This window comes from Methanobrevibacter sp. (genome assembly GCF_017940815.1).
GTDB lineage: Archaea > Methanobacteriota > Methanobacteria > Methanobacteriales > Methanobacteriaceae > Methanocatella.
Map to the genome: position 1 here is coordinate 1 of NZ_JAGAXX010000077.1, position 21,660 is coordinate 21,660.

Annotated in this window: 27 protein-coding genes; 24 read left to right on the forward strand and 3 right to left on the reverse strand. The window is 34.3% G+C overall.

Annotated elements, in window-relative coordinates:
• Positions 1-158 precede the first annotated feature (158 nt).
• The 16 genes from ILA26_RS08925 to ILA26_RS09000 all read left to right on the forward strand — a co-directional run bounded on the left by ILA26_RS08925 (position 159) and on the right by ILA26_RS09000 (position 13,055).
• A complete protein-coding gene (locus ILA26_RS08925; RefSeq protein ID WP_292896477.1) occupies positions 159-1,754 on the forward strand; it encodes a hypothetical protein in 1,596 nt (531 codons plus the stop codon).
• Between the two features lie 192 nt (positions 1,755-1,946).
• Positions 1,947-3,134 (forward strand): hypothetical protein, encoded by a 1,188-nt coding sequence (locus ILA26_RS08930; RefSeq protein ID WP_292896479.1) that lies wholly within the window; start codon positions 1,947-1,949, stop codon positions 3,132-3,134.
• 1 nt (position 3,135) lies between these two features.
• Positions 3,136-3,906 carry a hypothetical protein gene (locus ILA26_RS08935; RefSeq protein WP_292896481.1) on the forward strand — a complete coding sequence of 257 codons (771 nt, stop codon included), beginning with the start codon at positions 3,136-3,138 and terminating at the stop codon, positions 3,904-3,906.
• A gap of 66 nt (positions 3,907-3,972) precedes the next feature.
• Positions 3,973-4,164, forward strand: coding sequence for a hypothetical protein (locus ILA26_RS08940; RefSeq protein ID WP_292886550.1), 192 nt, complete (start codon positions 3,973-3,975; stop codon positions 4,162-4,164).
• Positions 4,161-4,328, forward strand: coding sequence for a hypothetical protein (locus ILA26_RS08945; protein WP_292896483.1), 168 nt, complete (start codon positions 4,161-4,163; stop codon positions 4,326-4,328). The genes ILA26_RS08940 and ILA26_RS08945 overlap by 4 nt, the downstream gene beginning before the upstream one ends.
• The gene (locus ILA26_RS08950) at positions 4,318-4,569 is read left to right on the forward strand and encodes a hypothetical protein (RefSeq protein WP_292896485.1); all 252 of its coding nucleotides are present in this window, start codon (positions 4,318-4,320) and stop codon (positions 4,567-4,569) included. The genes ILA26_RS08945 and ILA26_RS08950 overlap by 11 nt, the downstream gene beginning before the upstream one ends.
• 33 nt (positions 4,570-4,602) lie before the next feature.
• Complete coding sequence (locus ILA26_RS08955) at positions 4,603-4,860, forward strand: hypothetical protein (RefSeq protein WP_292896487.1); 258 nt, start codon at positions 4,603-4,605, stop codon at positions 4,858-4,860.
• A complete protein-coding gene (locus tag ILA26_RS08960; protein ID WP_292896489.1) occupies positions 4,857-5,450 on the forward strand; it encodes a hypothetical protein in 594 nt (197 codons plus the stop codon). Before ILA26_RS08955 ends, ILA26_RS08960 begins: the two co-directional genes overlap by 4 nt.
• Positions 5,451-5,456: 6 nt before the next feature.
• Positions 5,457-6,086 (forward strand): hypothetical protein, encoded by a 630-nt coding sequence (locus ILA26_RS08965; RefSeq protein WP_292896491.1) that lies wholly within the window; start codon positions 5,457-5,459, stop codon positions 6,084-6,086.
• A 31-nt stretch (positions 6,087-6,117) separates the two neighbouring features.
• Complete coding sequence (locus ILA26_RS08970; protein WP_292896493.1) at positions 6,118-6,990, forward strand: hypothetical protein; 873 nt, start codon at positions 6,118-6,120, stop codon at positions 6,988-6,990.
• A gap of 87 nt (positions 6,991-7,077) precedes the next feature.
• Positions 7,078-7,410, forward strand: a complete 333-nt coding sequence (locus tag ILA26_RS08975; protein ID WP_292896495.1) for a hypothetical protein — start codon at positions 7,078-7,080, stop codon at positions 7,408-7,410.
• Between the two features lie 5 nt (positions 7,411-7,415).
• Positions 7,416-8,255 (forward strand): hypothetical protein, encoded by an 840-nt coding sequence (locus ILA26_RS08980; RefSeq protein ID WP_292896497.1) that lies wholly within the window; start codon positions 7,416-7,418, stop codon positions 8,253-8,255.
• 14 nt (positions 8,256-8,269) lie between these two features.
• On the forward strand, positions 8,270-9,358 hold the full coding sequence (locus ILA26_RS08985) for a hypothetical protein (protein WP_292896499.1): 1,089 nt from the start codon (positions 8,270-8,272) through the stop codon (positions 9,356-9,358).
• Positions 9,351-10,448 (forward strand): hypothetical protein, encoded by a 1,098-nt coding sequence (locus ILA26_RS08990; RefSeq protein ID WP_292896501.1) that lies wholly within the window; start codon positions 9,351-9,353, stop codon positions 10,446-10,448. The genes ILA26_RS08985 and ILA26_RS08990 overlap by 8 nt, the downstream gene beginning before the upstream one ends.
• A gap of 639 nt (positions 10,449-11,087) precedes the next feature.
• On the forward strand, positions 11,088-12,626 hold the full coding sequence (gene ltrA, locus ILA26_RS08995; protein ID WP_292896503.1) for a group II intron reverse transcriptase/maturase: 1,539 nt from the start codon (positions 11,088-11,090) through the stop codon (positions 12,624-12,626).
• Positions 12,627-12,788: 162 nt separating this feature from the next.
• Positions 12,789-13,055 (forward strand): winged helix-turn-helix domain-containing protein, encoded by a 267-nt coding sequence (locus tag ILA26_RS09000; RefSeq protein WP_292896505.1) that lies wholly within the window; start codon positions 12,789-12,791, stop codon positions 13,053-13,055.
• Here ILA26_RS09000 and ILA26_RS09005 read toward each other — a convergent pair whose 3' ends face one another.
• Both ILA26_RS09005 and ILA26_RS09010 read right to left on the reverse strand, forming a co-directional pair.
• The gene (locus ILA26_RS09005; RefSeq protein ID WP_292896507.1) at positions 13,056-13,625 is read right to left on the reverse strand and encodes a hypothetical protein; all 570 of its coding nucleotides are present in this window, start codon (positions 13,623-13,625) and stop codon (positions 13,056-13,058) included.
• 13 nt (positions 13,626-13,638) lie between these two features.
• Positions 13,639-13,812 (reverse strand): hypothetical protein, encoded by a 174-nt coding sequence (locus tag ILA26_RS09010; protein ID WP_292896509.1) that lies wholly within the window; start codon positions 13,810-13,812, stop codon positions 13,639-13,641.
• A gap of 165 nt (positions 13,813-13,977) precedes the next feature.
• Between ILA26_RS09010 and ILA26_RS09015 the strand changes: the two genes are divergently transcribed.
• The gene (locus ILA26_RS09015) at positions 13,978-15,294 is read left to right on the forward strand and encodes a DNA cytosine methyltransferase (RefSeq protein WP_292896511.1); all 1,317 of its coding nucleotides are present in this window, start codon (positions 13,978-13,980) and stop codon (positions 15,292-15,294) included.
• Here the strand turns inward: ILA26_RS09015 and ILA26_RS09020 are convergent.
• Positions 15,284-16,474, reverse strand: coding sequence for an MvaI/BcnI family restriction endonuclease (locus ILA26_RS09020; RefSeq protein ID WP_292896513.1), 1,191 nt, complete (start codon positions 16,472-16,474; stop codon positions 15,284-15,286). The genes ILA26_RS09015 and ILA26_RS09020 overlap by 11 nt on opposite strands.
• 112 nt (positions 16,475-16,586) lie before the next feature.
• On the opposite strand from ILA26_RS09020, the gene ILA26_RS09025 reads away from it, so the two are divergent.
• The 7 genes from ILA26_RS09025 (at position 16,587) to ILA26_RS09055 (ending at position 21,482) form a co-directional block, all read left to right on the forward strand.
• Positions 16,587-16,763 carry an AbrB/MazE/SpoVT family DNA-binding domain-containing protein gene (locus ILA26_RS09025; RefSeq protein ID WP_292896515.1) on the forward strand — a complete coding sequence of 59 codons (177 nt, stop codon included), beginning with the start codon at positions 16,587-16,589 and terminating at the stop codon, positions 16,761-16,763.
• Between the two features lie 80 nt (positions 16,764-16,843).
• The gene (locus ILA26_RS09030; RefSeq protein WP_292896517.1) at positions 16,844-17,455 is read left to right on the forward strand and encodes a hypothetical protein; all 612 of its coding nucleotides are present in this window, start codon (positions 16,844-16,846) and stop codon (positions 17,453-17,455) included.
• Positions 17,456-17,708: 253 nt separating this feature from the next.
• Positions 17,709-18,194, forward strand: coding sequence for a hypothetical protein (locus tag ILA26_RS09035; RefSeq protein ID WP_292896519.1), 486 nt, complete (start codon positions 17,709-17,711; stop codon positions 18,192-18,194).
• On the forward strand, positions 18,194-19,132 hold the full coding sequence (locus tag ILA26_RS09040) for a hypothetical protein (protein WP_292896521.1): 939 nt from the start codon (positions 18,194-18,196) through the stop codon (positions 19,130-19,132). Before ILA26_RS09035 ends, ILA26_RS09040 begins: the two co-directional genes overlap by 1 nt.
• 13 nt (positions 19,133-19,145) lie before the next feature.
• A complete protein-coding gene (locus tag ILA26_RS09045) occupies positions 19,146-20,072 on the forward strand; it encodes a hypothetical protein (protein ID WP_292896523.1) in 927 nt (308 codons plus the stop codon).
• Between the two features lie 208 nt (positions 20,073-20,280).
• The gene (locus ILA26_RS09050) at positions 20,281-20,676 is read left to right on the forward strand and encodes a hypothetical protein (protein WP_292896525.1); all 396 of its coding nucleotides are present in this window, start codon (positions 20,281-20,283) and stop codon (positions 20,674-20,676) included.
• 221 nt (positions 20,677-20,897) lie between these two features.
• Positions 20,898-21,482 (forward strand): pseudomurein-binding repeat-containing protein, encoded by a 585-nt coding sequence (locus ILA26_RS09055; RefSeq protein ID WP_292896527.1) that lies wholly within the window; start codon positions 20,898-20,900, stop codon positions 21,480-21,482.
• Positions 21,483-21,660 lie beyond the last annotated feature (178 nt).

The window sequence follows — 21,660 nt, forward strand, 5'->3', positions numbered from 1 at the left end:
AATTTATGGGTATTAAGACCTTTTTTAATAAAATAAAAAATTATCCTAATGTATTTTTATAAACCATCAAAAAATAATATGAAAAATAAGAAAAAGAAAATGAATCTGGTCGAATTTTAACAAAAAAAATTCAGGCCCCTATATTATTGATATTTATAATGTCGATTGGTTTTGTTAGTGCATCAGAAAGTATGACTGAAATCATTGGTAATGATTTAAACGAAATTGAGTTAACAGATTCGCAAGATCATGATTTACTTAAAGATGATGTTAAATATTCAGATATATATGTTAATTCAAGTAAAGAAGTTAATGGTGATGGTTTAAGCCCTGAAACAGCATATAAAAGTTTAAGTTATGATACTTATACTAATTTAGGAGATAATGGAACTATTCATTTAGCAGAAGGTTATTACGATATTCCTGATTATAAAGCTAATTATATTATTGTTGGTATGGGAGATGATACCGTTATTAATTCTTGCTGGTTTAAAACATCAACTTATGCAAATGACAATAAAATGATTACATTTTCTAATTTGACTTTTGATATTCCAGTAAAAAGGGAAGTTTATGAAACTGTTTGGATTGTTCCTCAAGTTTCTTTTGAAACTGTCCATGAATATTTTAGTATTTCTCTTGATGGAACAAATTTTAGGTTTATCAATTGTACTTTTATAAACTCATCAATTGTTTCAGGACAATACATGAACAGTATTAATTATCAAAATCCTATTATGGAATCCACAATAAAAAGTTTTGAAAACTGTAAGTTTTTAAACTATTCATACAATAGTACGGTTAAAGAGTATTATAAAAAATTAGGTTATGAATCAATTCGTCACACAGAATTTGAAGCAAAGAGTTTGATAACTTCATTTCAATATACTAAATTTATTTTTGATAAATGTGTTTTTGACAATATAACTGCTGAAAGTGTTGTTGATTCAAGAGGCGGATTAATGGGGACCAATGGTGTTTATGGTGAAATAATAATTCAAAAATCTTCTTTTAGCAACTGCAATGTAACTGGTATTGTTAAAGCTCAACAGGTTTCTGATTGCAAAATTGAAGGCTGTACTTATGATTTTAATGCGACAAATGACATTATTGGTGAATCACCATTATATATTAACAAGACCGACATTCCACTAAATGAAACCCAATTAACCGTAACCACCAAAGACAATAGTGTTATTATCACCTTAACTGACGTTAATACCAGTAAACCTATTGCAGGTGTTGAAGTAGGTATTTTCAACAACGGCAAAGTATTTGATTATTTAGATACCGACACTAATGGTCAAATCATTATTAAAGATTTAGATGGTACTTATAATTTTGAGTTTTCATATCCTGGTGATCCTTACGCTTATCTTCCAACTTCCGTGAACAAGACTTTCACATTCACTAAAAACCAAAACACAACCCCTTCTAAAACCGTTCCAGCAACAAATAAAATAGTCAAGAAATCCGTTAAAATCACTGCTAAAAAGGCAACTTTCAAGAAGTCCAAGAAAGTCAAAAAATACACAATAACCTTAAAGTCCGGAAAAAACCCAATCAAAAAGGTCAAGGTATACTTAAAAGTCAAGGGCAAAACCTACAAAGCAACCACTAACAGCAAAGGTAAGGCAACCTTTAAAATTACCAAACTAAACAAAAAAGGTAAATACAATGCTGTTATTAAATTTGCAGGTAACAAAAACTTCAAACCAACCAGTAAAAAAGTTAAAATTACTGTGAAGAAATAGTTTAACCACTATTTTTTCAACTTATTTTTTTGCATTCATTAAATTACATTTATTATATTAATGAGCCAGAACTTTCACTCTTATTTTTTTATTAACTGTAAAAGGATATTTTTAAATTAATGAATTCAATACCATTAATTATTACTTTTTTTATTATATTATTTATATAAAAAAGATAATAAAATATTAATCATGACATTAGTTAAAGAATTGCAGATTAATATCATAATGAGCAATTACACTCAAAGAAGTGGTAGCTATTCGGCCAACTATGATTATCTATACTTGGATAACTTAATGGATAGTTCTTACGCTACTTTATTCAGAAGTGATTTGAAAAATCTAAAGATCAAAACATTTGGAGGAACAGAATGTAAAGTCTTGTACATTCCAAAATATGGATCTCAAGCTGTAGCAATACTTGCAAGAATTCCTGTGGGGAAAATTTCTGAAACCACAAAGCTGATCCTTGAAGTTCATGACACTACATTCTCAAGCACATTAACACCAGGTAATGATCTGTTAATGTTTGATGCAAACTCTGATACATACTCAAACTTTTTCATGAACTACTCAGGTTTAAGTATCAACAATGACTCAACAGACAACGGCAGATTTTTAAGAGCAAGATTCGTTCCAAGCCTTGATGGTAGCTCTCCAACATCATTATTCACAACAGTTGCTTCAAGCCAATCATTATCAAACAATCGTGTTGTTATAGCAAGATTTAAAAGAATTACCGGTTGTGTTGATGTTAATGATAATGCAACATATCATGGCTCAACAACTGGAAGTGTCATAATGCAAGTGGACGGAAGTCTCACAACATATGGAATTGACACCAAATCAACATCACTAAACTGGGCCAGCAGTGACAAAAGCTATCTGATGTTTAACGGAGCTAAAACTTTAGTTCAGGTTTCATCATGGGACGCTTACAATCAAGGAAGTGACACAAACGGAAGCTATAAACAATATCATATTCACGGAAGAGTGGGAACTGGTTTTTCATCAAACAGTGATTATCTTGAGGGATTCAGCAGGAACAATCCAACCAAAATTTATGACAGTAATTTCGCTGAAGTTGAAATAGCTCCAACATTCTTTGCAACAACAGAATTTGAAGAATACAACTATGTTGATTTGAAGTGGATGTTAATCTTCCCATCACCATTGTTCGCAGCTAATGGCATTCCAGAAATCACAGTAACAGAAAAACAAACAAAAACTGGAATCAGATTATACAAAGGTAAACATGAATATCCTAAGGCATATAAAGGAAGCAAGCTATTGTGGGATGCCAATGATGAGTCAATGGACAATACTGGATTGTATATTCCAGATAAAATTAAAAACAAAGATTGGGATTGGGTGTTTTAGGATGATAGAAGAATATAGAGAAACAATAGGACATGGCCGAGGATATCCAACTGGATTAGGTCATGAGGAAAAGATGGATGTCATTGCTTGTCTTTTAGATGAGGGCGAAAGGATTTATGTTAATGAAGAGCATACTGCTTGGATTTCATCCAACCAATGCAGAGTAGGTGAAATGGTAACATTAGCAGAAGAATCAACAATGGAACACACAATAGTCAAGAAAGCCAAGGAAGGTGATTTGGCTTTTGGCTATTTATTAGGTAAAGTACAAGTCAGAAGTTCAGGACATACTCTCGTAACTGTTGCAGTTTTAGGTGATGTTTTCAGATTGAAACTCAAAAGACCTGCTCCAGCAGATATATTGCCGAACACAAGAATCTACATTGATAAGGATGGTGAATGTAATCCTTCACAAGGCCACGATTTAAGACTGCTTTCCATTGTCAACCTAACGGAAAATGAAGATGTAGAATACATTAGAGTATACAGGCAGATGTCTGAAATCGAAATGTATCCCGAATCACAGAACTGTATTGATCTTGCGGACTGCTCTTTTGAACAGGATGAAATAACTCACGTGGTAAATATGATCGTACCGACAGAGTCCAACATCATGGCACAGGCCAATTATGTTAAAGATAAAGACGGTGTTACCTATTGTGAACTTCCGGACGTAGCTATTGTCAATAATGTCAGATTCGTATGGGAGGACAACAAACTCTACATGGAATGGGACGGTTGTGATGATAATGAAAAAGTATATTTTATATAAAAGAAATAATAAAATATATAATAAATTATATAATAAGAAATATAATATCATTAGTGAGGTATGACCATGACTATAAGGAAGCTTGTCGGAACATTGGAAAACAAAGGCCCTTACATTGACCAGGCAACAGGCCACTGGTTCTACTGGAACGGCACCAAATATGTGGACTCAGGCTATCCCTATGCAGTCAAGCCTATTATAGAATTCAAAATCGAAAATGGAATCTTATACTATTCAATTACTTGGGAGGCACAATGAAATACATCAGATACTTTGAAACTCTTGAAGAATACGAAGATTGGATAAACGTAGAGGAAAACGCTGAAGAAGTCTACAGGACTGAAGAAAAGATTTGTGTTGACGGCATAATACTCAGCCACACAAACAAATCATATGAAGAGGTGGAAAACATTGCTTTATGAATGGTTAGAGCGAAACAGAAAAGACATTGACATATTAACTTCATTTTTAGTCACCATTATACCAATCATCATGTTATACTCAGAATCTTTAGGAATCACAGAAAATACCATTCCCTACTGCATACTAATGATTATTTTAGGCGTAGCCAGTCATTATGCAAGTAGGTTAAGAGGCGATGGGGATGTTGAATACGCAAAGAAAAAAGCTAAAAGAGTTTTGGGATACCCTCAAAAGGAATAGGCTTTTATGGAGAATATTGTTAAGTTGATTTCTATGAAAGATTTAAAAAAGAAAATCATCATCTGTAACTTTACCAAAACAATTTCAAGTGCTGTTTTAACAGCCGTAGCTATCAACATCATAATGGATAATGCAACAAAGTATGCTTTAATGGAAGGCATAATACCATTTGCTTTAGCCATCATCATTGTACTATTAATTGATTTGTATCAGTATAGATGTGACAAAGAAGACAAGATTAATTTGAATGATTTAGAGGAAAGAATCCAAAAGCTGGAGGGTGATGAATGAAGATACTGATTGCAGTTCCAACATTTGAAACCATAAAACCTGAATGCTTCAAAAGCATATACGGACTCAAAAGACCTGAAGGTTCTAGTCTGTACTTTGATTATGTTTCAGGCTATGACTGCGCCAAGGCAAGAAACCAAATAGCTAAAAACGCAATGGCCGGAAACTATGACTATGTGCTGATGGTTGACTCAGACATACAGCTTCCTCAAGACACTTTAATCAAGCTATTGGAATGTGAATCAGACATTGCTCTTGGCTGGTACTACAGGAAAAGAACAAAGACGGATCAGACAGTGATATTCACTTTCGGCAAAAACTTCGATGATCAAAACTGCATTACTGGCCAAACAATGATTCATGAAATCCCAAGACCTATCGAAGTCAAAGGCGGTGGCCTTGGAATAGCCTTAATTAAAGTGGAAATCTTTAATAAATTATCTTATCCGTACTTTAAGTTCGTTACTTACTCTGATGATTCAGTATTGTCTGAAGATTTATATTTCTGTAATCTGGCCAGTGAAAATGGTTGCAATATCAAATGTAACCCACGAGTTAAAGGAAATCATATATTTGAAATAATGATGTGATAAAAAATGACAGATACAATTGTTTTATTGGAAGAAAGAAAGGAGATTACTACCTTCTTATTGGATGATGGGGTTAAAACATTGGTCGATAATGTAATAACTACATCTGGTAGTAGTCTTGGTTATGAGTATTCCAATAAGTGCATGGTTGACGACATACTCTGTATTTCAGACAAATCAGCAATAGGAAAGGAGTCACTCAGAAAATACACCGGTGATGCAACAGAAGTTCCTGTCGGCGTCCTTGTCAATGAACCGGTTGTAATGACAAACGGCGAGAGAAAAGGAAGTGTACTACTCTTAGGTGGACTCTACAGATTGAAACTGGCTTCCGGCCAAATTGTTAAAGCTGGTGACAGAATCAAACTGACACCAAATGGAGCTATTGTTGACAATGCCGGAGAGTTTCTGGCTTTTCATCCTGTTGCAGACTCTGATGAATACAATTATGTCAATTGTTTCCAAGTAAGTCTTGGAGGTAAAGGAGAGAAAGGAGACACCGGAGATACAGGTGCTGCGACTGTTATCCTCGGGTCTTATGATACTTTCGAAGAACTAATCGCAGCACATCCAACTGCCAACGAAGGAGATGCATTCCTAGTTGCAGGCGAACTATTCGTTTGGCATAACGATTAATTTAAACTAAATAAAATAGAGGTGTTAATACATGACATGGAAAAGTGTTGGTGTAATCCAAGGACCAAAAGGAGATACTGGTGAGAAAGGAGAAAAGGGTGACACTGGAGACGCATTCACCTACGACAAATTCACACCAGAACAATTAGCAGGCTTAACTGGTGAAAAAGGTGACACTGGTGCTAAAGGCGATACCGGTGATGTTGGTGCAACAGGTGCTACCGGCGCAACCGGAGAAAAAGGTGACACTGGAGCAACCGGCGCAACCGGTGCAAAAGGAGATACTGGTGAGCAAGGTTTAAAAGGGGACACTGGAGCAACAGGTGCAACCGGTGAAACCGGAGACCCCTTCTCAATCTATAAAACCTACGAATCAGTTTCCGCAATGGAAGCAGATGCAGCTAATGTTCCTGAAGGAATGTTTGTAGCAATCCAATCAACAGTAGATGATCCAGATAACGCAAAGTTATACCTCAAAGGTGCAAGTGAATTCAGCTTCGTAACAGACATGTCCGGTGCAACAGGTCTTAAAGGAGACACAGGCGCCAAAGGTGACACTGGAGCAACAGGAGCAACCGGTGCAACTGGAGATAAAGGAGAAACTGGAGAGCAAGGACCACAAGGATTAACTGGTGATAAAGGAGATACTGGTGCTACTGGTGAAACTGGAGCAAAAGGTGATACCGGAAGAACCGGGGACAAAGGTGACACCGGAGATAAGGGAGATACTGGGGATACCGGTGCTAAAGGTGACACAGGTGAAACCGGACCGCAAGGCCCTCAAGGATACAGTACCATCATCAAAGGAAGTTATGCAAGTTACGCTGATTTAATTGCAGCACATCCAACCGGAACCACTGGTGATGCATACCTTGTTGATGGAGAGCTTTACGTTTACCAATAAAATCCATTAAAATCCCTCAAAAGGAAGTGCTGGCTTAATAGTTAGCGCTTCCTTTTTTTATAAACAAATAATAAAGGTGATACAAATATGGCATGGATAAATGTAGGAAACATAAAAGGCGAAACTGGTGCAAGCGGCCGTAGTATCAATGTATATAAGGACACATCACACGGCCAAATAATTTTTGTTGGTGAGGATACACAAGCGATAATTTATCTCAGTGAAATCAAAGGGGCTAAAGGCGATACTGGGGCAACTGGTCCTGCAGGTCCTGTTAATATGACTTCAACATTGGATACCTCAGACACTACAAATGCAGTAACCAACAGTGCAATAGCTACAGAAATCGAAAGTATCCAAACAGCTATTGGAAACATTACCTCTGCTCAGCAAAGCAACCTGACATTGCTTGGGAGTTGATTAATATGACGTATATCGCTCCGGACCTTTCCGATATTCTATCTAATGAGCAGGAACTGAACACCAGGTTAACAAACTTAAAAACTTTACTTGGAAACCAACTGGATGATTTAAACACAAGCCATTCCAGTAATGATTCAATTTCAAAGTTAATAAGTATGATAAGCAATCCGCCGGTATGGAAGATTGAGAGAAGCTCAGCATACGCTGGTGATCAGTTGGGAGATCGTGTTGCAGTAACAGGATGTGATGTGTATTCATGGAATAGATACAATCCAGCAACCTATGTAGATAACGATTACTGGTATCTTCAAGCTTTAGCAAAGAGTACAAATGCAACATCAACAGCATGGGGATTATTCAACACTGGCACAATCAACCCAGCAGATAGTTTTGATTTGGTAGTATATGGAAGGGCAATGGCTAACTTTAACAATAATGCTTTTTCAGGTGTAGGTTTCAGTTATGGTACTCCAACAGCAAATTCTCCATTCTCAGGTTTTTATATTGGAATTACATTAGATTCAGGAACATATCATCCGGCACATGCAATATTCGATAACAGCACTACTCCAACAATATCAAAAACTGACTATGGAACATATGATTCCGCAAACCAAAAATTCAGACTACATATGATACATGATGATGATTATTTGGCAGTATACTGGTTTAAGGATAAGGAATTCCTATGGAATGAATGGATTAACATATCCGATTTACCATCTGGATATTCCAGTGCAGATTTGAAGATGAGTTATGTAAGCCATGGAACAGGCCTTGGAAGAAATGCATATGTCCCTAGACTGGAGCTGGCCTCACCATGCAGATTAAACATACTATAAGGAAGTGATTAAAATTGTCAATTGCAAGTGGTGTAATCAATACAAATACAAAATTAACAGCCGTGAGGAATGCATTGAGGGAATTGTTAACCGAACATGGAATAGTCTATTATAGTGATGATGATGTTTTCACCTTAGCACGAAGAGTATGGTTTTTAGTTCATCCAACTAATGGAGCACCTGGAGGCTCATACATTGAGGCAGCTGCAGTCGGCCAACCAGTTAATGTTAGTGTTTACAAGGATTGTGATGATGATGCAGAATTGCCTGATGGTGCAGTTGCGGATTTTATCATAAGCATCAACGGTGAAGAGAAAATCCATATCAAATCATTATTCGATAACGGCACTGCTCGGTGTTCATATGTTCCTGAAAATGCTGGAGATACATTATCAATCAAAGCATTAGTTAATGATTATGTAGGAGTGCATTTTGAAACGGAAGTATTGGCATTCAGATATAAAGACGAATATACTGTGAGTTCGGATTCATATACTCTAGTTAAATACCCAAGTTCTGCAGACATTACCGTTAGTGAAGTGGCTGAATTCAACAGTTCTTATGATTATGTTAATGCGATTGAAATTTCAAAAACCTACGGTGCCGCACAGGCGGGTTATTTGATACCAACCAGTTTAATTGAAGGCGTGGATTTATCTGAAAAGGGAATTCACTTCTCATCTTTTGTAAGTCCAATGTATTCATCATCAAGCGGTTGGGCTTCAGGAATTTGCCTTCTGAATTCAAAAACATTAACACATTACCGTGACAACAAGATACTGGAACTTGGAGCATATCCCGGTAAAAAGGGATTGCAATATTCCGGAACCAATCATACAATAAACACGATAAATACAACAACCGGACAGTTAAGCATTAATGGTGCCTATAAATTTAATTTATGGTATGATGGAGCATATGTTAAAGCTACAATCACAGATTACTGGGGAACATCAACATATTATAGCTATGAAACATCCTCACTTCCTGATGCAATAGCTAATATGGACACAGTATTTCCAGCGTTCATGATTTATGATTACGGTGGAAAAATAAGATTTAGAGAAACATTAATTGAACCATGGAGGAATACAAATGGCTGAAAAGGAATGGATAGAAATCGGACCGGTGAGAGGAGATACTGGACCAAAGGGAGATAGTGGAGACATTGGAATTGGAACTGTAATAAAAGGACATTATGACAATTATTCTGAGTTTATTGCAGTTCACCCTTCAGGGTCTCTGGGTGATGCATATATAGTAGATGGCAGCTATTACTACTGGAACGAAAACGGCTGGGCAAATGCAGGCTCTGTAAAAGGAGATACTGGACCTCAAGGTGATAAAGGTGATAAGGGAGATACTGGTGCGACAGGTAGTAAAGGAGACAAAGGTGATACTGGCACAACTGGTGAGAAAGGACAACAAGGACCTAAAGGAGATACTGGAGATACAGGAGCTACTGGCGATACTGGACCGGCCGGGGCAAAGGGGGACACCGGAGCTACTGGCACTGGCATTACTATTAAAGGTTCATATGATACTTACGAGGAATTAATACATGATCATCCGACAGGTAATGTGGGAGATAGCTATTTAGTAAATGGATCTCTTTATGTCTGGAATGGAAATACTTGGCAAAACGTAGGAAGCATAAAAGGAGAGAAAGGGGATACAGGTTCACAAGGTGTTAAAGGCGATACCGGTGATACTGGACCTCAAGGTGTTAAGGGAGATACTGGAACTACAGGTGCAACAGGAAGTAAAGGTGACAAAGGAGATAAAGGCGATACCGGTGCTACAGGCCAAGGTAGTGATGAGGAAGCTGGATGGAAGTTACCAGTTGATAAAATACAAACTACAACAACATTGCCGACAGGCATCAGTAAAGGTTATCGTGTAGCTATTGTAACCAGTTCTGTCATGGCCATTAAAGAGTACAACGGAAGTTCATGGGATACTGAAACACTTGATCCATATTCAGTTATACCATTAAAGCATTCTGGAAGTATACAGATGTATCTGGCAAAATCAACTGGGCCTGTTTATATGGGTGTTGAATATGGTGTCTTTGGTAAGTTTAGGTTTATGACTCAGGCAGCATATGATGCATTGGGTAGCTATGATGAGGATACAATTTATTTTGTAAGGTGCGACAGGCTAAGGAGCAGTAATTTGTTATATGTTAGCTAAGAATGGTTAATATATGTTAGTGCAATTCCTTTGGAATTGATAATGCAGTTGTACGCATTATTCCCCCTTGAAACTGCGTCACTGGTAACAGTGGGGTGGGTTGCATGATAGGTTAAAGCTTAATCGTTGTTATAACTTCCATTAACACGAGAGCGAGGGAAAGATTAATATGCCAAACTAACGTGAACTCCTGACTAAAAGCGTCGTTAATAAAAGCAAGAGGTGGGAAGTACCTTTTCTTCTTACTTATTTTAAGGAGAAAATACTCTTGTATTATTGGATAAGGTGATATATGAGTCTTACGGCATATATCGGTTACAACCCAAAATGCCAATCGGCGTATTTGGAGTGGCTAAGTTAATCGCTTCTAACAACTGGTCAACCTGGTAAGCCCAGAATTTGTCCACTCAATAATTTAGTGGTAGGGTGACCGTGAGGGAGTCTGATGTTCTTTTCTGGGTATGGGATGCTAAAGAAAGCAAATGCCCACATTAATCGAAAGATAGCAGGAAACTGACAAATATAATAACTGTGTTGGGATAGGCTGAATTTTAGCAGGTGTATCTTCGCTTCATACAAAAACGGCAGATATCTATTAAATGTGAACAAAACCATTAAGATTTTTGGAGAGGATGATTTATGGCGATGAAAACTGAATATGATAATAATATTATGTTACAGTCCGTAGAATCAGACGAAGAAAAGCTTAAAGATGAATGGCAGTCTATAAACTGGAATTCTATTGAGCATAGCATATTTAAGATACAAAAACGGATATATGAAGCAGAGAAAAATGGAGAATATAGAAAAGTTAGAGATCAATCCAGATTACTAACACATAGTAAAAGGAGTTTATTATATGCAATAAAACTTGTAACTAAAAAGAATAAAGGTAGAAAAACAAGCGGTATTGATGGAATAGTCATCAATAGCGATTCTGAGCGCATGGCTTTATTTGAGGAACTGTCAAAGCGTAAAATTGATTTACATAATCCTAAACCGGTTCGCAGGATTTATATTCCTAAAAGAAATAATAAGAAACGTCCTTTGGGAATTCCTACTATTATTGACCGTGTTTATCAGGAAGTATGTAAGTTAGCGCTTGAGCCTATTTGTGAGGCGAAACTTGGAGCCGACAGTTATGGTTTTAGACCATCCAGAGGAACAGGAGATGCTATTGCTAAGATTCATGCATCTACCAGAAGATTAAAAAGACCTTATGTCTTTGAAGGTGATTTTCAGTCCTGTTTTGATACTTTAAATCATCAACATATTTTAGATAAATTAGGTAACTTTCCATTAAAGAATTTAATTAAAAAGTGGCTTGAAGCAGGATATGTTGAAAATAATGTATTTAAGAAGACCAGAACGGGAACACCGCAGGGCGGTATTATATCTCCACTTTTGGCGAATCTTGCACTGCAGGGAATAGAAGAAGCATTAAACGTAACTTACAAAAGACGTAAACGAAACGGAGAATATTGTTATACAATAGACTCTAAATATGTTGTTATTGTTTATGCAGATGATTTTGTTGTTTTGTGTAAGAGTTTGGATGATGCTGAAGAGGTTTACAGTCTTTTAGAAGATTATCTGGAAGAACGAGGATTAACTCTGGCACCCGATAAAACAAAGATAACAAGTCTCTACGATGGGTTCGATTTTCTTGGTTATAATATTCGGTGTTATAAAAGTCAAGACCGTGATAAAGTGCTTATTAAAGCATCTAAGGACAGTATTAAATCTTTTAAGAGAAAAGCTAAGGATATTATTAGTAATTGTTATCCTTGGAATTTGGACGAAAGTATTGATAGGCTCAATAATTTAATCTACGGTACTGGTATGTACTGGAGAATTGGTTCAAATAAAAGATTATTCAATAAAATGGACAATTATATATATGAGCTTTGGATGAGGCAAATTAAGCGTTGGCATCCCAATAAATCAACAAAGTGGAGAGTTAAGAAGTATTTTAAAGACTCTCAATTTCCTGATTCTAAGGACAAATGGTGTTTTACTGACTCAAATACTAATAATCAGGTTATTAAAATGGCCAAAATTAGAATTAAATATCATATTTGTTTAAGATATAAAGCTACGCCGTATGATGATGCATTCAATGATTATTACATGAAGCGTTCGTTTAAAAAGCCTTTTGAGATAGTTTTCAAGAAATAATTAATGCAGTGTATATTAAACTTTTATTTCGTATTATATGTTCTTTATATTTTCTTATGAAGTATACTTGAGCCGTATGTCTTAAAAGGGACACGTGCGGTTCTTAGAAGAGGGGAAACAAGCAATTGTTTCTCCTTATTCGACAAGTTCATAAGTGATATTATGGAATTGTCAGACGAAATGTTAATTGAAATGAGTTATGTTCAGATTTCAAAGTATAGGGCAAACGTTATGAAAGCTTTAGATGGTGAAACAAAAATACCAACGCAAATTGCAAGGGATTCAGATATTAGGCCAAATCATATTTCAAAAGTATTATCTGAATTAAAATCACATGAACTGGTTGAATGTATTAATCCTGAAGCTAGAAAAGGTAGATTGTACCGACTAACTGATAAAGGTGATGAGTTAGTAAAAAATTTAGAATAATTACTCAAAAATTTTTCTTGCTTCTTTTCCCATTTTTATTAATTCATTTAAATCTTTTCTAAACATGTTTCTATGGTTATTGATACTATTTAAAGACATAGGTAATTTTTTTGTAGGTTGGCCTTCTATATGAAGTTCATTATAGGGTTCTTGGTCTGAAAGAGCTTTTGCATTGTCAGTTACTTCTTCACATTTTGCATAAAATTGATTTATTCTATTTATTTCTTTTTCATTTAATATGCTTGGTATAAATGTGATTAGATTAATCCAATTTTTATTATTCCATATGGGAAAATTTATCATCCTATTGTAGAAGTTAAATACTTCATGATTCATTTTTTTATCTTCACCGATGATTATTTCTTCTTTGATATAATTATCTCTGAATTCTTCAAGAGAATTAATTATATAATCAAGCTCAGATTTTATAAGTGCTTTTGCGCCTTTTTTTCGTTTGTTAAATTTATATTGTGATGTAACTAATGCAAAGGTGGCCGATGCAATTGCACCTACAATTGCACCAATGATTGCACCAATTACGGTAGGATTTGTTAATAATTCAATACACATTTTTAAATTTATCTTATTTTTCTTTTTTATATATTTTTAATTTTAATGATTCAGTTTCTGTATCGAGTATCCATTGCATTGAATCTCCCGATTCAATATTCAATGCTTTAACATATGTTTTTGGTATTGTTGTAATCAATGAAATTTCACCTTGATTTCTCACTTTTGTTTTCTCTTCAATATTCATATGGAATTATTTATAATTTATCTTAAATAACATTTTTGCATTGTTTAAGTAGTTAAAAAAATAACATTTAAATAACATTAAAAATATATATTTACATAAGTCATGTAAAAACAAAATTTTATATGAATCGAATTTAATAAATTAATTATATTAAAGGTGACTTAAATGCCATATGCTATTGATTTATTTTCTGGTGCAGGAGGAATGAGTGAAGGAATTATCCAAGCAGGATTCCATATTTTATTCTCTAGCGATATTAACGAAGCTGTACAGAAAACATATGTTAATAGACACGAACAATTAGGTTTAATTCAAGGCGTTAATACCCATTTTGAATTGGCAGATATTAAAGATTTAACCGGAGAGTTTATAAGAGATTCAATAGCAAATCTTGATATTTTTAAAAATAAAGAAGTGCCTCATATTGATGCAATATTTGGAGGTCCTCCTTGTCAAGGTTTTAGTAGAGCAGGTAGAAGAGACCCTAATGATCCTAGAAATAAATTATTTAAAGAGTATGTTCGTGTAATTGATGAAGTTCAACCGGATTATGTTGTATTGGAGAATGTTGCAGGTTTTTGTGATATGAAACTCTATGACTTTGAAGGTTTACAAGGAAATACTTATGATGATATGGTAATTCCAGATATTCTTAAAGAAGAATTAAATTTAATTGGGTATGACATATTAGAACCAAGAATTCTTAATGCTGCTAATTATGGAGTTCCTCAAAGAAGAAATAGGATTATTATAATAGCTTTTAAAAAAGGTATGAAACCTCCAAGCTATCCTGAACCTACACATGATGAAAATAATATTGTTTCACTCAAGGATGCAATAGGTGATCTTATTGGTAATCAAAAAATTAAAAATGATGTAAATCCTAGTTTAACACAGTATCAGTTAGATTCTATTAATGGTAGAACACCAAATGTAGATGGAAAACCTATTGCTTCTAAAATGATATTGAATAACGAATTATCAAGACATTTACAGTTGATTAAAGAAAGATTTTCTTTATTTGAAGAAGGCGAATCTGGTACTAATTTAAGAAATAGGATTATTACAGAAGGAATTGACTTATCGGATAAACCTACCATATTAAATCATTTAGCTAATAATTCCAAGTTTACAAAAGAGGAAATTATTGAAAAATTCAAAAATGCTGATGTTGATGATAAATTAGTTAATAGTTTATTGACTAAAAAGAATATGAGGCATAGATTAAGTAGACAAGAACCTTCTGCTACTATTGTAACTATTCCTGATGATTATATTTCACCATTTGAAAATAGAACATTGACTGTTCGTGAATCTGCTAGATTACAATCTTTTGATGATAGTTTTGAATTTTTAGGTAAAAGAACAACAGGTGGAAAAAGAAGGCGTGTTGAAGTGCCCCAATACTCCCAAGTAGGTAATGCAGTTCCACCATTGTTAGCTAAAGCCGTTGCCAAAGAAATTTTAAAAGTTATTGAATAGTTAAATCATATTCTTTAGGTTCTGGGAACAACCTATTCAAATTGTCTTTATGTATTTTTAATGCAAACAATCTCCAATAAGGTGATCCATTAGGTTTTATATGCATTCCAAAATCTAAAGTTATGATATTACTCATTATCAAAGATGTGATAAAGTTTACATTAGGTTGTCTTGTGTGAATAATTTTATTGTATTGGAAATGCTCAACATCATCAATAAATTTGGATTCTGCTTCCACCCAGAAAGTTTCAGCATGCTTATTCAATAACAATTCTTTTAAGTATTCTAAATCCCATTCAACAACTTCTCCATCGTTAGCATGCATTACTTTCAATGTACTTTCATTATTATCTATATCTAAATATAATCCTTGAGGATTTGGTTTTAATGCATATATGGTACAATATAATTGCATTCTATCTTTTTCATCAGAATAGTAACCGTATTTATCAATTATATCCCTTGTTGATTTGCATGGGCTGTTATCCCAGTCAGGTGCTTTATTAAACAATACATTTCTTGTTTTATTTTTAATTTTCTTTCTCGATGCTTTTAATTCAATACCTTTATAATCAGGATTTGCATAAGAGTTAGGTGGAATGCCAAGTTCATGTTCTAATGTCATACCTACACCAGTATCGCCAGAGACGACTGTTGGTATAAATCCTTTATTGTGAATATCTTTAATTTTATTGTAAAGTTCACGAGCTATGGATTGTTTTTCTTGTGATAACCTCAATAATTCCTGATATACATATCCTTTTGTAGTTAATGAATTTTTAACAGTTTCATCAGTTAAATTAAGTATATATAATTGTTTTTTATCACTAGCTAATGCAATGAAGCTATCTGCATCACAATATTTTTTGATTCCTCTAAACCATATTCTTGGATCTCCTTTCTTGGTTTTTGGACGATATAGTGATGCTGTCAATTCAACTGTGGAATCATGTAATATCATTTGTGTTTGCAATTCCACACCATTTTCTTTTTGGCCTTGGCCTTGTGTTTCATAATCATGTAAGTTATTTTTTCTTAAAAAATTCCTGACAGGTATTGTTGCGTCTATTATACCTTTTGTATATCCAGTTTCGGTAATATATAAAAAAGACATGTCTAAATTAAGTTCAGAAAACAAAGGCAAATATTCTTGCAGAGCAACCCAATTTTCTTTATTCATGTTAATCACAACTTTAGTTTTATATTGTAATATTTCCTAATAATCAAAAATAATAATTAATGTACATTGGATACATAAAATATTAAATGTACATTTGATATAATTATAAAACATGACAGAAAAGATAGTTAAAGTTAGAGGAAGACATGGGACAAAATCTTTGGATATAACAATACCTGCAGAGTTAAGTGATAAATTTGATATAAATGCAGGGGATTTATTTAAAGTAAATGTTATAAAAGATGATGATTCATTAATTATTAATTATCAGTTAATTTATAAAAATTAATTTTATGAATGGGAAAAACAATGCATTGAGAAAATATTAAAGTAATTAAAGTTGTTACTAATTGTATAAGAATTTTTTTGATGGATATTATGAGAAATATAAAAAATGAAATTTACAATATTATAAAAGGAGTCATAGTTTCTTTAATAGCCAATATCTTGCTTGATTTTTACAATAATGATTTTAGTATTTCTAAGATGACTTTTGACAGTTTAATTTCAACATTTGTAGAGTTTTGGTGGTTGGTTTTAATAATTTTTATTTTAGTATTATTAAGATTTAAAATGAGTGAAAAACCACATAAAATAAATTATCATCATAGACATGCTGAATTTAGGGGTAGAAGACCTATTTTGCATGATGGTGGAATTTGGGAAATTGTTGTTGAAGAAATTAACCCTTTATTTACTTATAATACAAGTGAATCTAATATTAATTATTATGTTGATAAAATAAGATGTTGTAATGAATTAAATAATGGAGAATTATGCTTAAGTGAGTTATATCTTATTGATATCGGATTTTGTTATTTGGAGAAATGTGACAATTGTTCTTTTAAAAGAGTAACTTTAAAAAGTCATGACAGAGAAATTTCTGAAATATTAACTAAAATTGATGCTTTAATTGTGCGGAAAGACATTAAAGATTGTTATGAGTTGTTAGATGTATTGTCTAATGAAGAAGAGTTATGATGTTTGAAGTTATAATTCTTTTAAGAGATTTTTCATCGATTTTTAATAAAGTAAGTATTATAAATAATGATTTATTGTTCTTCAAATAATGATATGTATTTATTGTTAAATTGTATTAATTTTAATCGTTAATGTGAATGAAATGAATTGTGTCTTTTACTGAATTTTTTTAAAAGTAGCTATTATATAGTGATATTTATATATTATAAGTAATAAATTACATAATAAAGAATTTAAGTGGAGGACATATTTAATGGCAGATTCAATTATTTTACTTGAAGAAAGAAAAGAAGTTACTACTTTCTTATTAGACGAAGGCACCATCACTGCAACTACCGTTACAACTCCTACCGGAGAAACTCCTGGATTTGAATATGCAGGAGATAAAGTTAAAGTTGATGATGCCGTAACACTCTCAGAAAATTCAGACATCGGAAAACCTACAGTTAAAAAATACACTGCAGCTGAAGGTGAAATCATTTTAGGCATTGCAGTCAACGATCCTGTCACCATGACTGGAGGCAGAAGAAAAACATCAGTATTGGTGTTAGGCCATCTGTTCAGATTAAAACTCGCTTCAGGTTTATCAAACATTAAAGTCAATGATAAAATCGCTTTATCAAGTACCGGAGCTATCAAATCCGATGACGGCGAATACATTGCAATGCATCCTGTGGAAAGTTCTGACGATTACAATTACGTTGAAGTATTCAGACCATACGATATAGGTGAACACTAATGATTACAAAAGGAAATGATACCAAAGTTCAAAACGAGGTAATAGCTCAAACCATTACTGATGAAACTGCAAAAAGATTAAAGTTAGCCAGATTGTTTCCTAAACAAGAAATCAAAGAAAACTCCGATTACTACACCTACTTCAGGCAGAACATCAATCTCGATGAAGCTATCAAAAAAGGTTTATTAGGCGAAGCCAAAGACATTGCGCCGGGTGCAAGCTTACAAGAGCTTAACATCAGAAAACCTGTAACCGACACAATTTCCATTGATACTGTCGGTGGTGTGCTTAACGTTAACAAGGACATCTTTGATTCAGACATTGTTTCATTTGAGGACTTGTTAGGTGATGTAGCTACCGTTATTGCAAACCGTATTGAATACAACATTTACGATACTTTAATATCTTCACCAAACGTTCCAGAATACAACACTACCCAAACTGAAGATACAATGGAATCATATGGCCAGTTCATCATCAAGGCACAGGAAGCTTTCAAAGGTAATGCTGGGGCAGGTGCTGATTTAACCATCATGGCCGAATCATACAAAACATTAAGCTATGTAAAACAATTGGCTTACTCATCCAACAAACTGGTCCAACCTGTAGAAGACATTAAGGAATACTATGGCATTGACAACATTGATCTTTTGGGAACAACCCAAGCTGACGGAGGATCATTAGTTGGAGATAAACAATACATTGGTTTTGATCTTCGTAACGCTCCATTGACAGTATTGTATTCCAAATCTTCAGGAACAACCGTTGCACCAATTACCAGTGATGAAAACATAGCAGACTTCTACCCAATCATTGAAATCATGCGTAAAGACATCTATGATGAGTTACCTCAATATACCAAATTGTTCATCCAAAGTAAAGTCGGAATATTATTAAACAAACCTGGTCTTGCCTTGAAGGGTACCTGCAGACCATAAGGAGGTGAAAGAAATGCTAACCAAAGGAAATGATGCTAAAGTACAAAATGAAGTGATGGCGCAGATTGTAGCTGACACTTCTGCAAAGTGGATGAAATTCACTAGACTATTGCCAAAGCAGGAAATTGAAGAAAACTCCCAATACTACACTTACATGTCACAAAGAGTCAATATTGAGGAAGCTATTCAGTCTGGTGTTCTTGGTGAGGCAAAAGATATTGCTCCTGGTGCAACCCTTCAGGAACTGAACGTCAGAAAACCAATCAGTGAGACAATCTCCATTGACACTATCGGTGGAGTGTTAAACGTTTCCGCTCAAATGCTTGATTCCAATTTAATCTCCGTTAATGACATGCTCCAGGATGTGGGTATTCTTATCGGCCGCAGCATTGAAAAGGCAGCTATTGACATGATTATGAATTCCTCCAAAGTAGCTACCTATGACTTTGAAGCAGGTGACGATACAGGAATGACCATCCTTAAGGCTCAGGAAAAGTTCAAGGAATCAGCAGGAAGCTTTACCAACCTGAACAGTATGGCCGTCAGCTATAAATCACTGACCACATTAAAGTCAGATATCTTTTCAAGCAACAGACAGGTCGAACCTGTAGAGTTAATCAAAAGCTATTACGGTGTGGACAACATTGACATCTTAGGAACTGCTGTATGTGATGGAGGTTCTGAGATGGGTGACAAGACATACATCGGTATGGACTACATAAATCCTGGAATGAAACTCTTATACTCAAGAACTACCGGAACAACCGTTGCTCCTTTAGGGCCTGACGGGGAGATGTATGACTTTTATCCATTGATTGAATTCATGCGCAAGGACATTCGTGATGAACTTCCAATGTATACAAAGCTGTTCATACTTTCAAGCGTTGGTGTTTTAATGAATGCTCCTAACAGAATCATCAAAGGAAACTTCAGAGCATAAAACCATAATTAAAATCTCCTGGCCCTTTCGTGGGAACGTGTAGGGATAAAAGAATAAAAAATCTTAGGTTAGTGAAGTTTTAGTTGCTTTTTCTTCACTACATCTTCTGCTAAGAGTTTAACTCCGAATCCATAAAATAGCTGGGTTTTACTCTTCCCAGCTATATATTTTAAACAGTAAAATCAATATAATCATGAGGGCAATAACAATGAAACTAATTTTAGATACTGAGAATTCACATCCAACAACAATAACCGTTAGAGGAAAAGAAATAACATTATTGTTAATAGAATCCAGTATCCTGATTGACTCATCACAAATAGCTAAGATATTTGACAAGAAAGAAAAGACCGTAGCTGGTAAAGTGCAGAAATCCAAACTGGAAAAGTACGAAACAGAAAATATCAAACTGTTAAAGAATTATGGATTGATGAATCCTGATGCGGTTAAACCAAGACCATTCTATGATTTAAGACAAATGTTGGAAGGGCCAGCACAATTTTACTTCAAACAGATTGATGATCTTGATCTAATCGATGTTATTGTTAGGGTAGCTATTGGCAAGCATAGGGAATGGATCCATAACCGTAACATTGACAAATGATTTCATATATATCTCATTTTAAAAAGCAATTATATTTGCTAAAACCTCACCGTTAATGTTAATGTTGATTCAGTATATTGCATCTGACACACTAACTGTTGATTTTATTGATGATGTCTTTATGTAAACGATGGTTGTTTCAACACTTGGAAATGACAACATTTTTTATTATATTATTTATATAAAAAATATAATAAATAAGATAATACATATTATATTATATGTCAAATGATTATATCAGCTGGACAGGCTTTTGCCAGGCAATGAATTCAATCGCCTACTGGCTTGTCCAAAACCAGAAGAAGTACAGGAAACGTGACCATTACCAGATATTAACATTAAAAGGTAACTGTAAAAGTATAGAAAAGAAAGCTAAAAAACTTGGAACAGATAAGCTGGTGGCAATGTATACAATGGCTTTAATTAAAGATAATAAATCTTTAGATTTCCTTCCAAACTATGTAACACTAAAGAACGGAACTCAAATCGACAAGGCCGAATATGTTGACATGGCCATAAGAACTGAAAGCTATATCAGAGCAAACGGAAGACTTCCGGCAATTGTCTATCGCAAGTCAACATTACCTGACTATAACGATTCAACAATGAAGTTATTTATAAAGACTTATACTTTCAAAGGTAATAGTATTGATGAGGCACTGGCAGTAATAGCTAAAAAGAAATTATACAGCAAATACTTTGATTCACAAAAAACAGACAAGAAAACAATAACCGACGCTAAGGATGGTAAAGGTTCCAATTGTGTGGACTGGGGGCAAGTGTATTATAGAAGTGCGACAAGCTAGGACCAGTAATTTGTTATATGTTTAATTAACATATGTTAGTGCAGTTAATTAACTGATAACGTTGTTGTGCGCGTTATTCTCCCTTGAAACTGCGTCACCGGTAACGGTGGGGTGGGTTGCATGAAAGGTAAAGCCTAATTGATGTCATAACTTCCAATGGCACAAGGGCGAGAGAAAG

Coding starts and splice junctions, on each gene's coding strand:
- ILA26_RS08925 (WP_292896477.1), top strand. CDS start 159: ATGTCGATTGGTTTTGTTAGTGCATCAGAAAGTATGACTGAAATCATT.
- ILA26_RS08930 (WP_292896479.1), top strand. CDS start 1,947: ATGACATTAGTTAAAGAATTGCAGATTAATATCATAATGAGCAATTAC.
- ILA26_RS08935 (WP_292896481.1), top strand. CDS start 3,136: ATGATAGAAGAATATAGAGAAACAATAGGACATGGCCGAGGATATCCA.
- ILA26_RS08940 (WP_292886550.1), top strand. CDS start 3,973: ATGACTATAAGGAAGCTTGTCGGAACATTGGAAAACAAAGGCCCTTAC.
- ILA26_RS08945 (WP_292896483.1), top strand. CDS start 4,161: ATGAAATACATCAGATACTTTGAAACTCTTGAAGAATACGAAGATTGG.
- ILA26_RS08955 (WP_292896487.1), top strand. CDS start 4,603: ATGAAAGATTTAAAAAAGAAAATCATCATCTGTAACTTTACCAAAACA.
- ILA26_RS08960 (WP_292896489.1), top strand. CDS start 4,857: ATGAAGATACTGATTGCAGTTCCAACATTTGAAACCATAAAACCTGAA.
- ILA26_RS08965 (WP_292896491.1), top strand. CDS start 5,457: ATGACAGATACAATTGTTTTATTGGAAGAAAGAAAGGAGATTACTACC.
- ILA26_RS08970 (WP_292896493.1), top strand. CDS start 6,118: ATGACATGGAAAAGTGTTGGTGTAATCCAAGGACCAAAAGGAGATACT.
- ILA26_RS08975 (WP_292896495.1), top strand. CDS start 7,078: ATGGCATGGATAAATGTAGGAAACATAAAAGGCGAAACTGGTGCAAGC.
- ILA26_RS08980 (WP_292896497.1), top strand. CDS start 7,416: ATGACGTATATCGCTCCGGACCTTTCCGATATTCTATCTAATGAGCAG.
- ILA26_RS08990 (WP_292896501.1), top strand. CDS start 9,351: ATGGCTGAAAAGGAATGGATAGAAATCGGACCGGTGAGAGGAGATACT.
- ltrA (WP_292896503.1), top strand. CDS start 11,088: ATGGCGATGAAAACTGAATATGATAATAATATTATGTTACAGTCCGTA.
- ILA26_RS09000 (WP_292896505.1), top strand. CDS start 12,789: ATGGAATTGTCAGACGAAATGTTAATTGAAATGAGTTATGTTCAGATT.
- ILA26_RS09005 (WP_292896507.1), bottom strand. CDS start 13,625: ATGTGTATTGAATTATTAACAAATCCTACCGTAATTGGTGCAATCATT.
- ILA26_RS09010 (WP_292896509.1), bottom strand. CDS start 13,812: ATGAATATTGAAGAGAAAACAAAAGTGAGAAATCAAGGTGAAATTTCA.
- ILA26_RS09015 (WP_292896511.1), top strand. CDS start 13,978: ATGCCATATGCTATTGATTTATTTTCTGGTGCAGGAGGAATGAGTGAA.
- ILA26_RS09020 (WP_292896513.1), bottom strand. CDS start 16,474: ATGAATAAAGAAAATTGGGTTGCTCTGCAAGAATATTTGCCTTTGTTT.
- ILA26_RS09025 (WP_292896515.1), top strand. CDS start 16,587: ATGACAGAAAAGATAGTTAAAGTTAGAGGAAGACATGGGACAAAATCT.
- ILA26_RS09030 (WP_292896517.1), top strand. CDS start 16,844: ATGGATATTATGAGAAATATAAAAAATGAAATTTACAATATTATAAAA.
- ILA26_RS09035 (WP_292896519.1), top strand. CDS start 17,709: ATGGCAGATTCAATTATTTTACTTGAAGAAAGAAAAGAAGTTACTACT.
- ILA26_RS09040 (WP_292896521.1), top strand. CDS start 18,194: ATGATTACAAAAGGAAATGATACCAAAGTTCAAAACGAGGTAATAGCT.
- ILA26_RS09045 (WP_292896523.1), top strand. CDS start 19,146: ATGCTAACCAAAGGAAATGATGCTAAAGTACAAAATGAAGTGATGGCG.
- ILA26_RS09050 (WP_292896525.1), top strand. CDS start 20,281: ATGAAACTAATTTTAGATACTGAGAATTCACATCCAACAACAATAACC.
- ILA26_RS09055 (WP_292896527.1), top strand. CDS start 20,898: ATGTCAAATGATTATATCAGCTGGACAGGCTTTTGCCAGGCAATGAAT.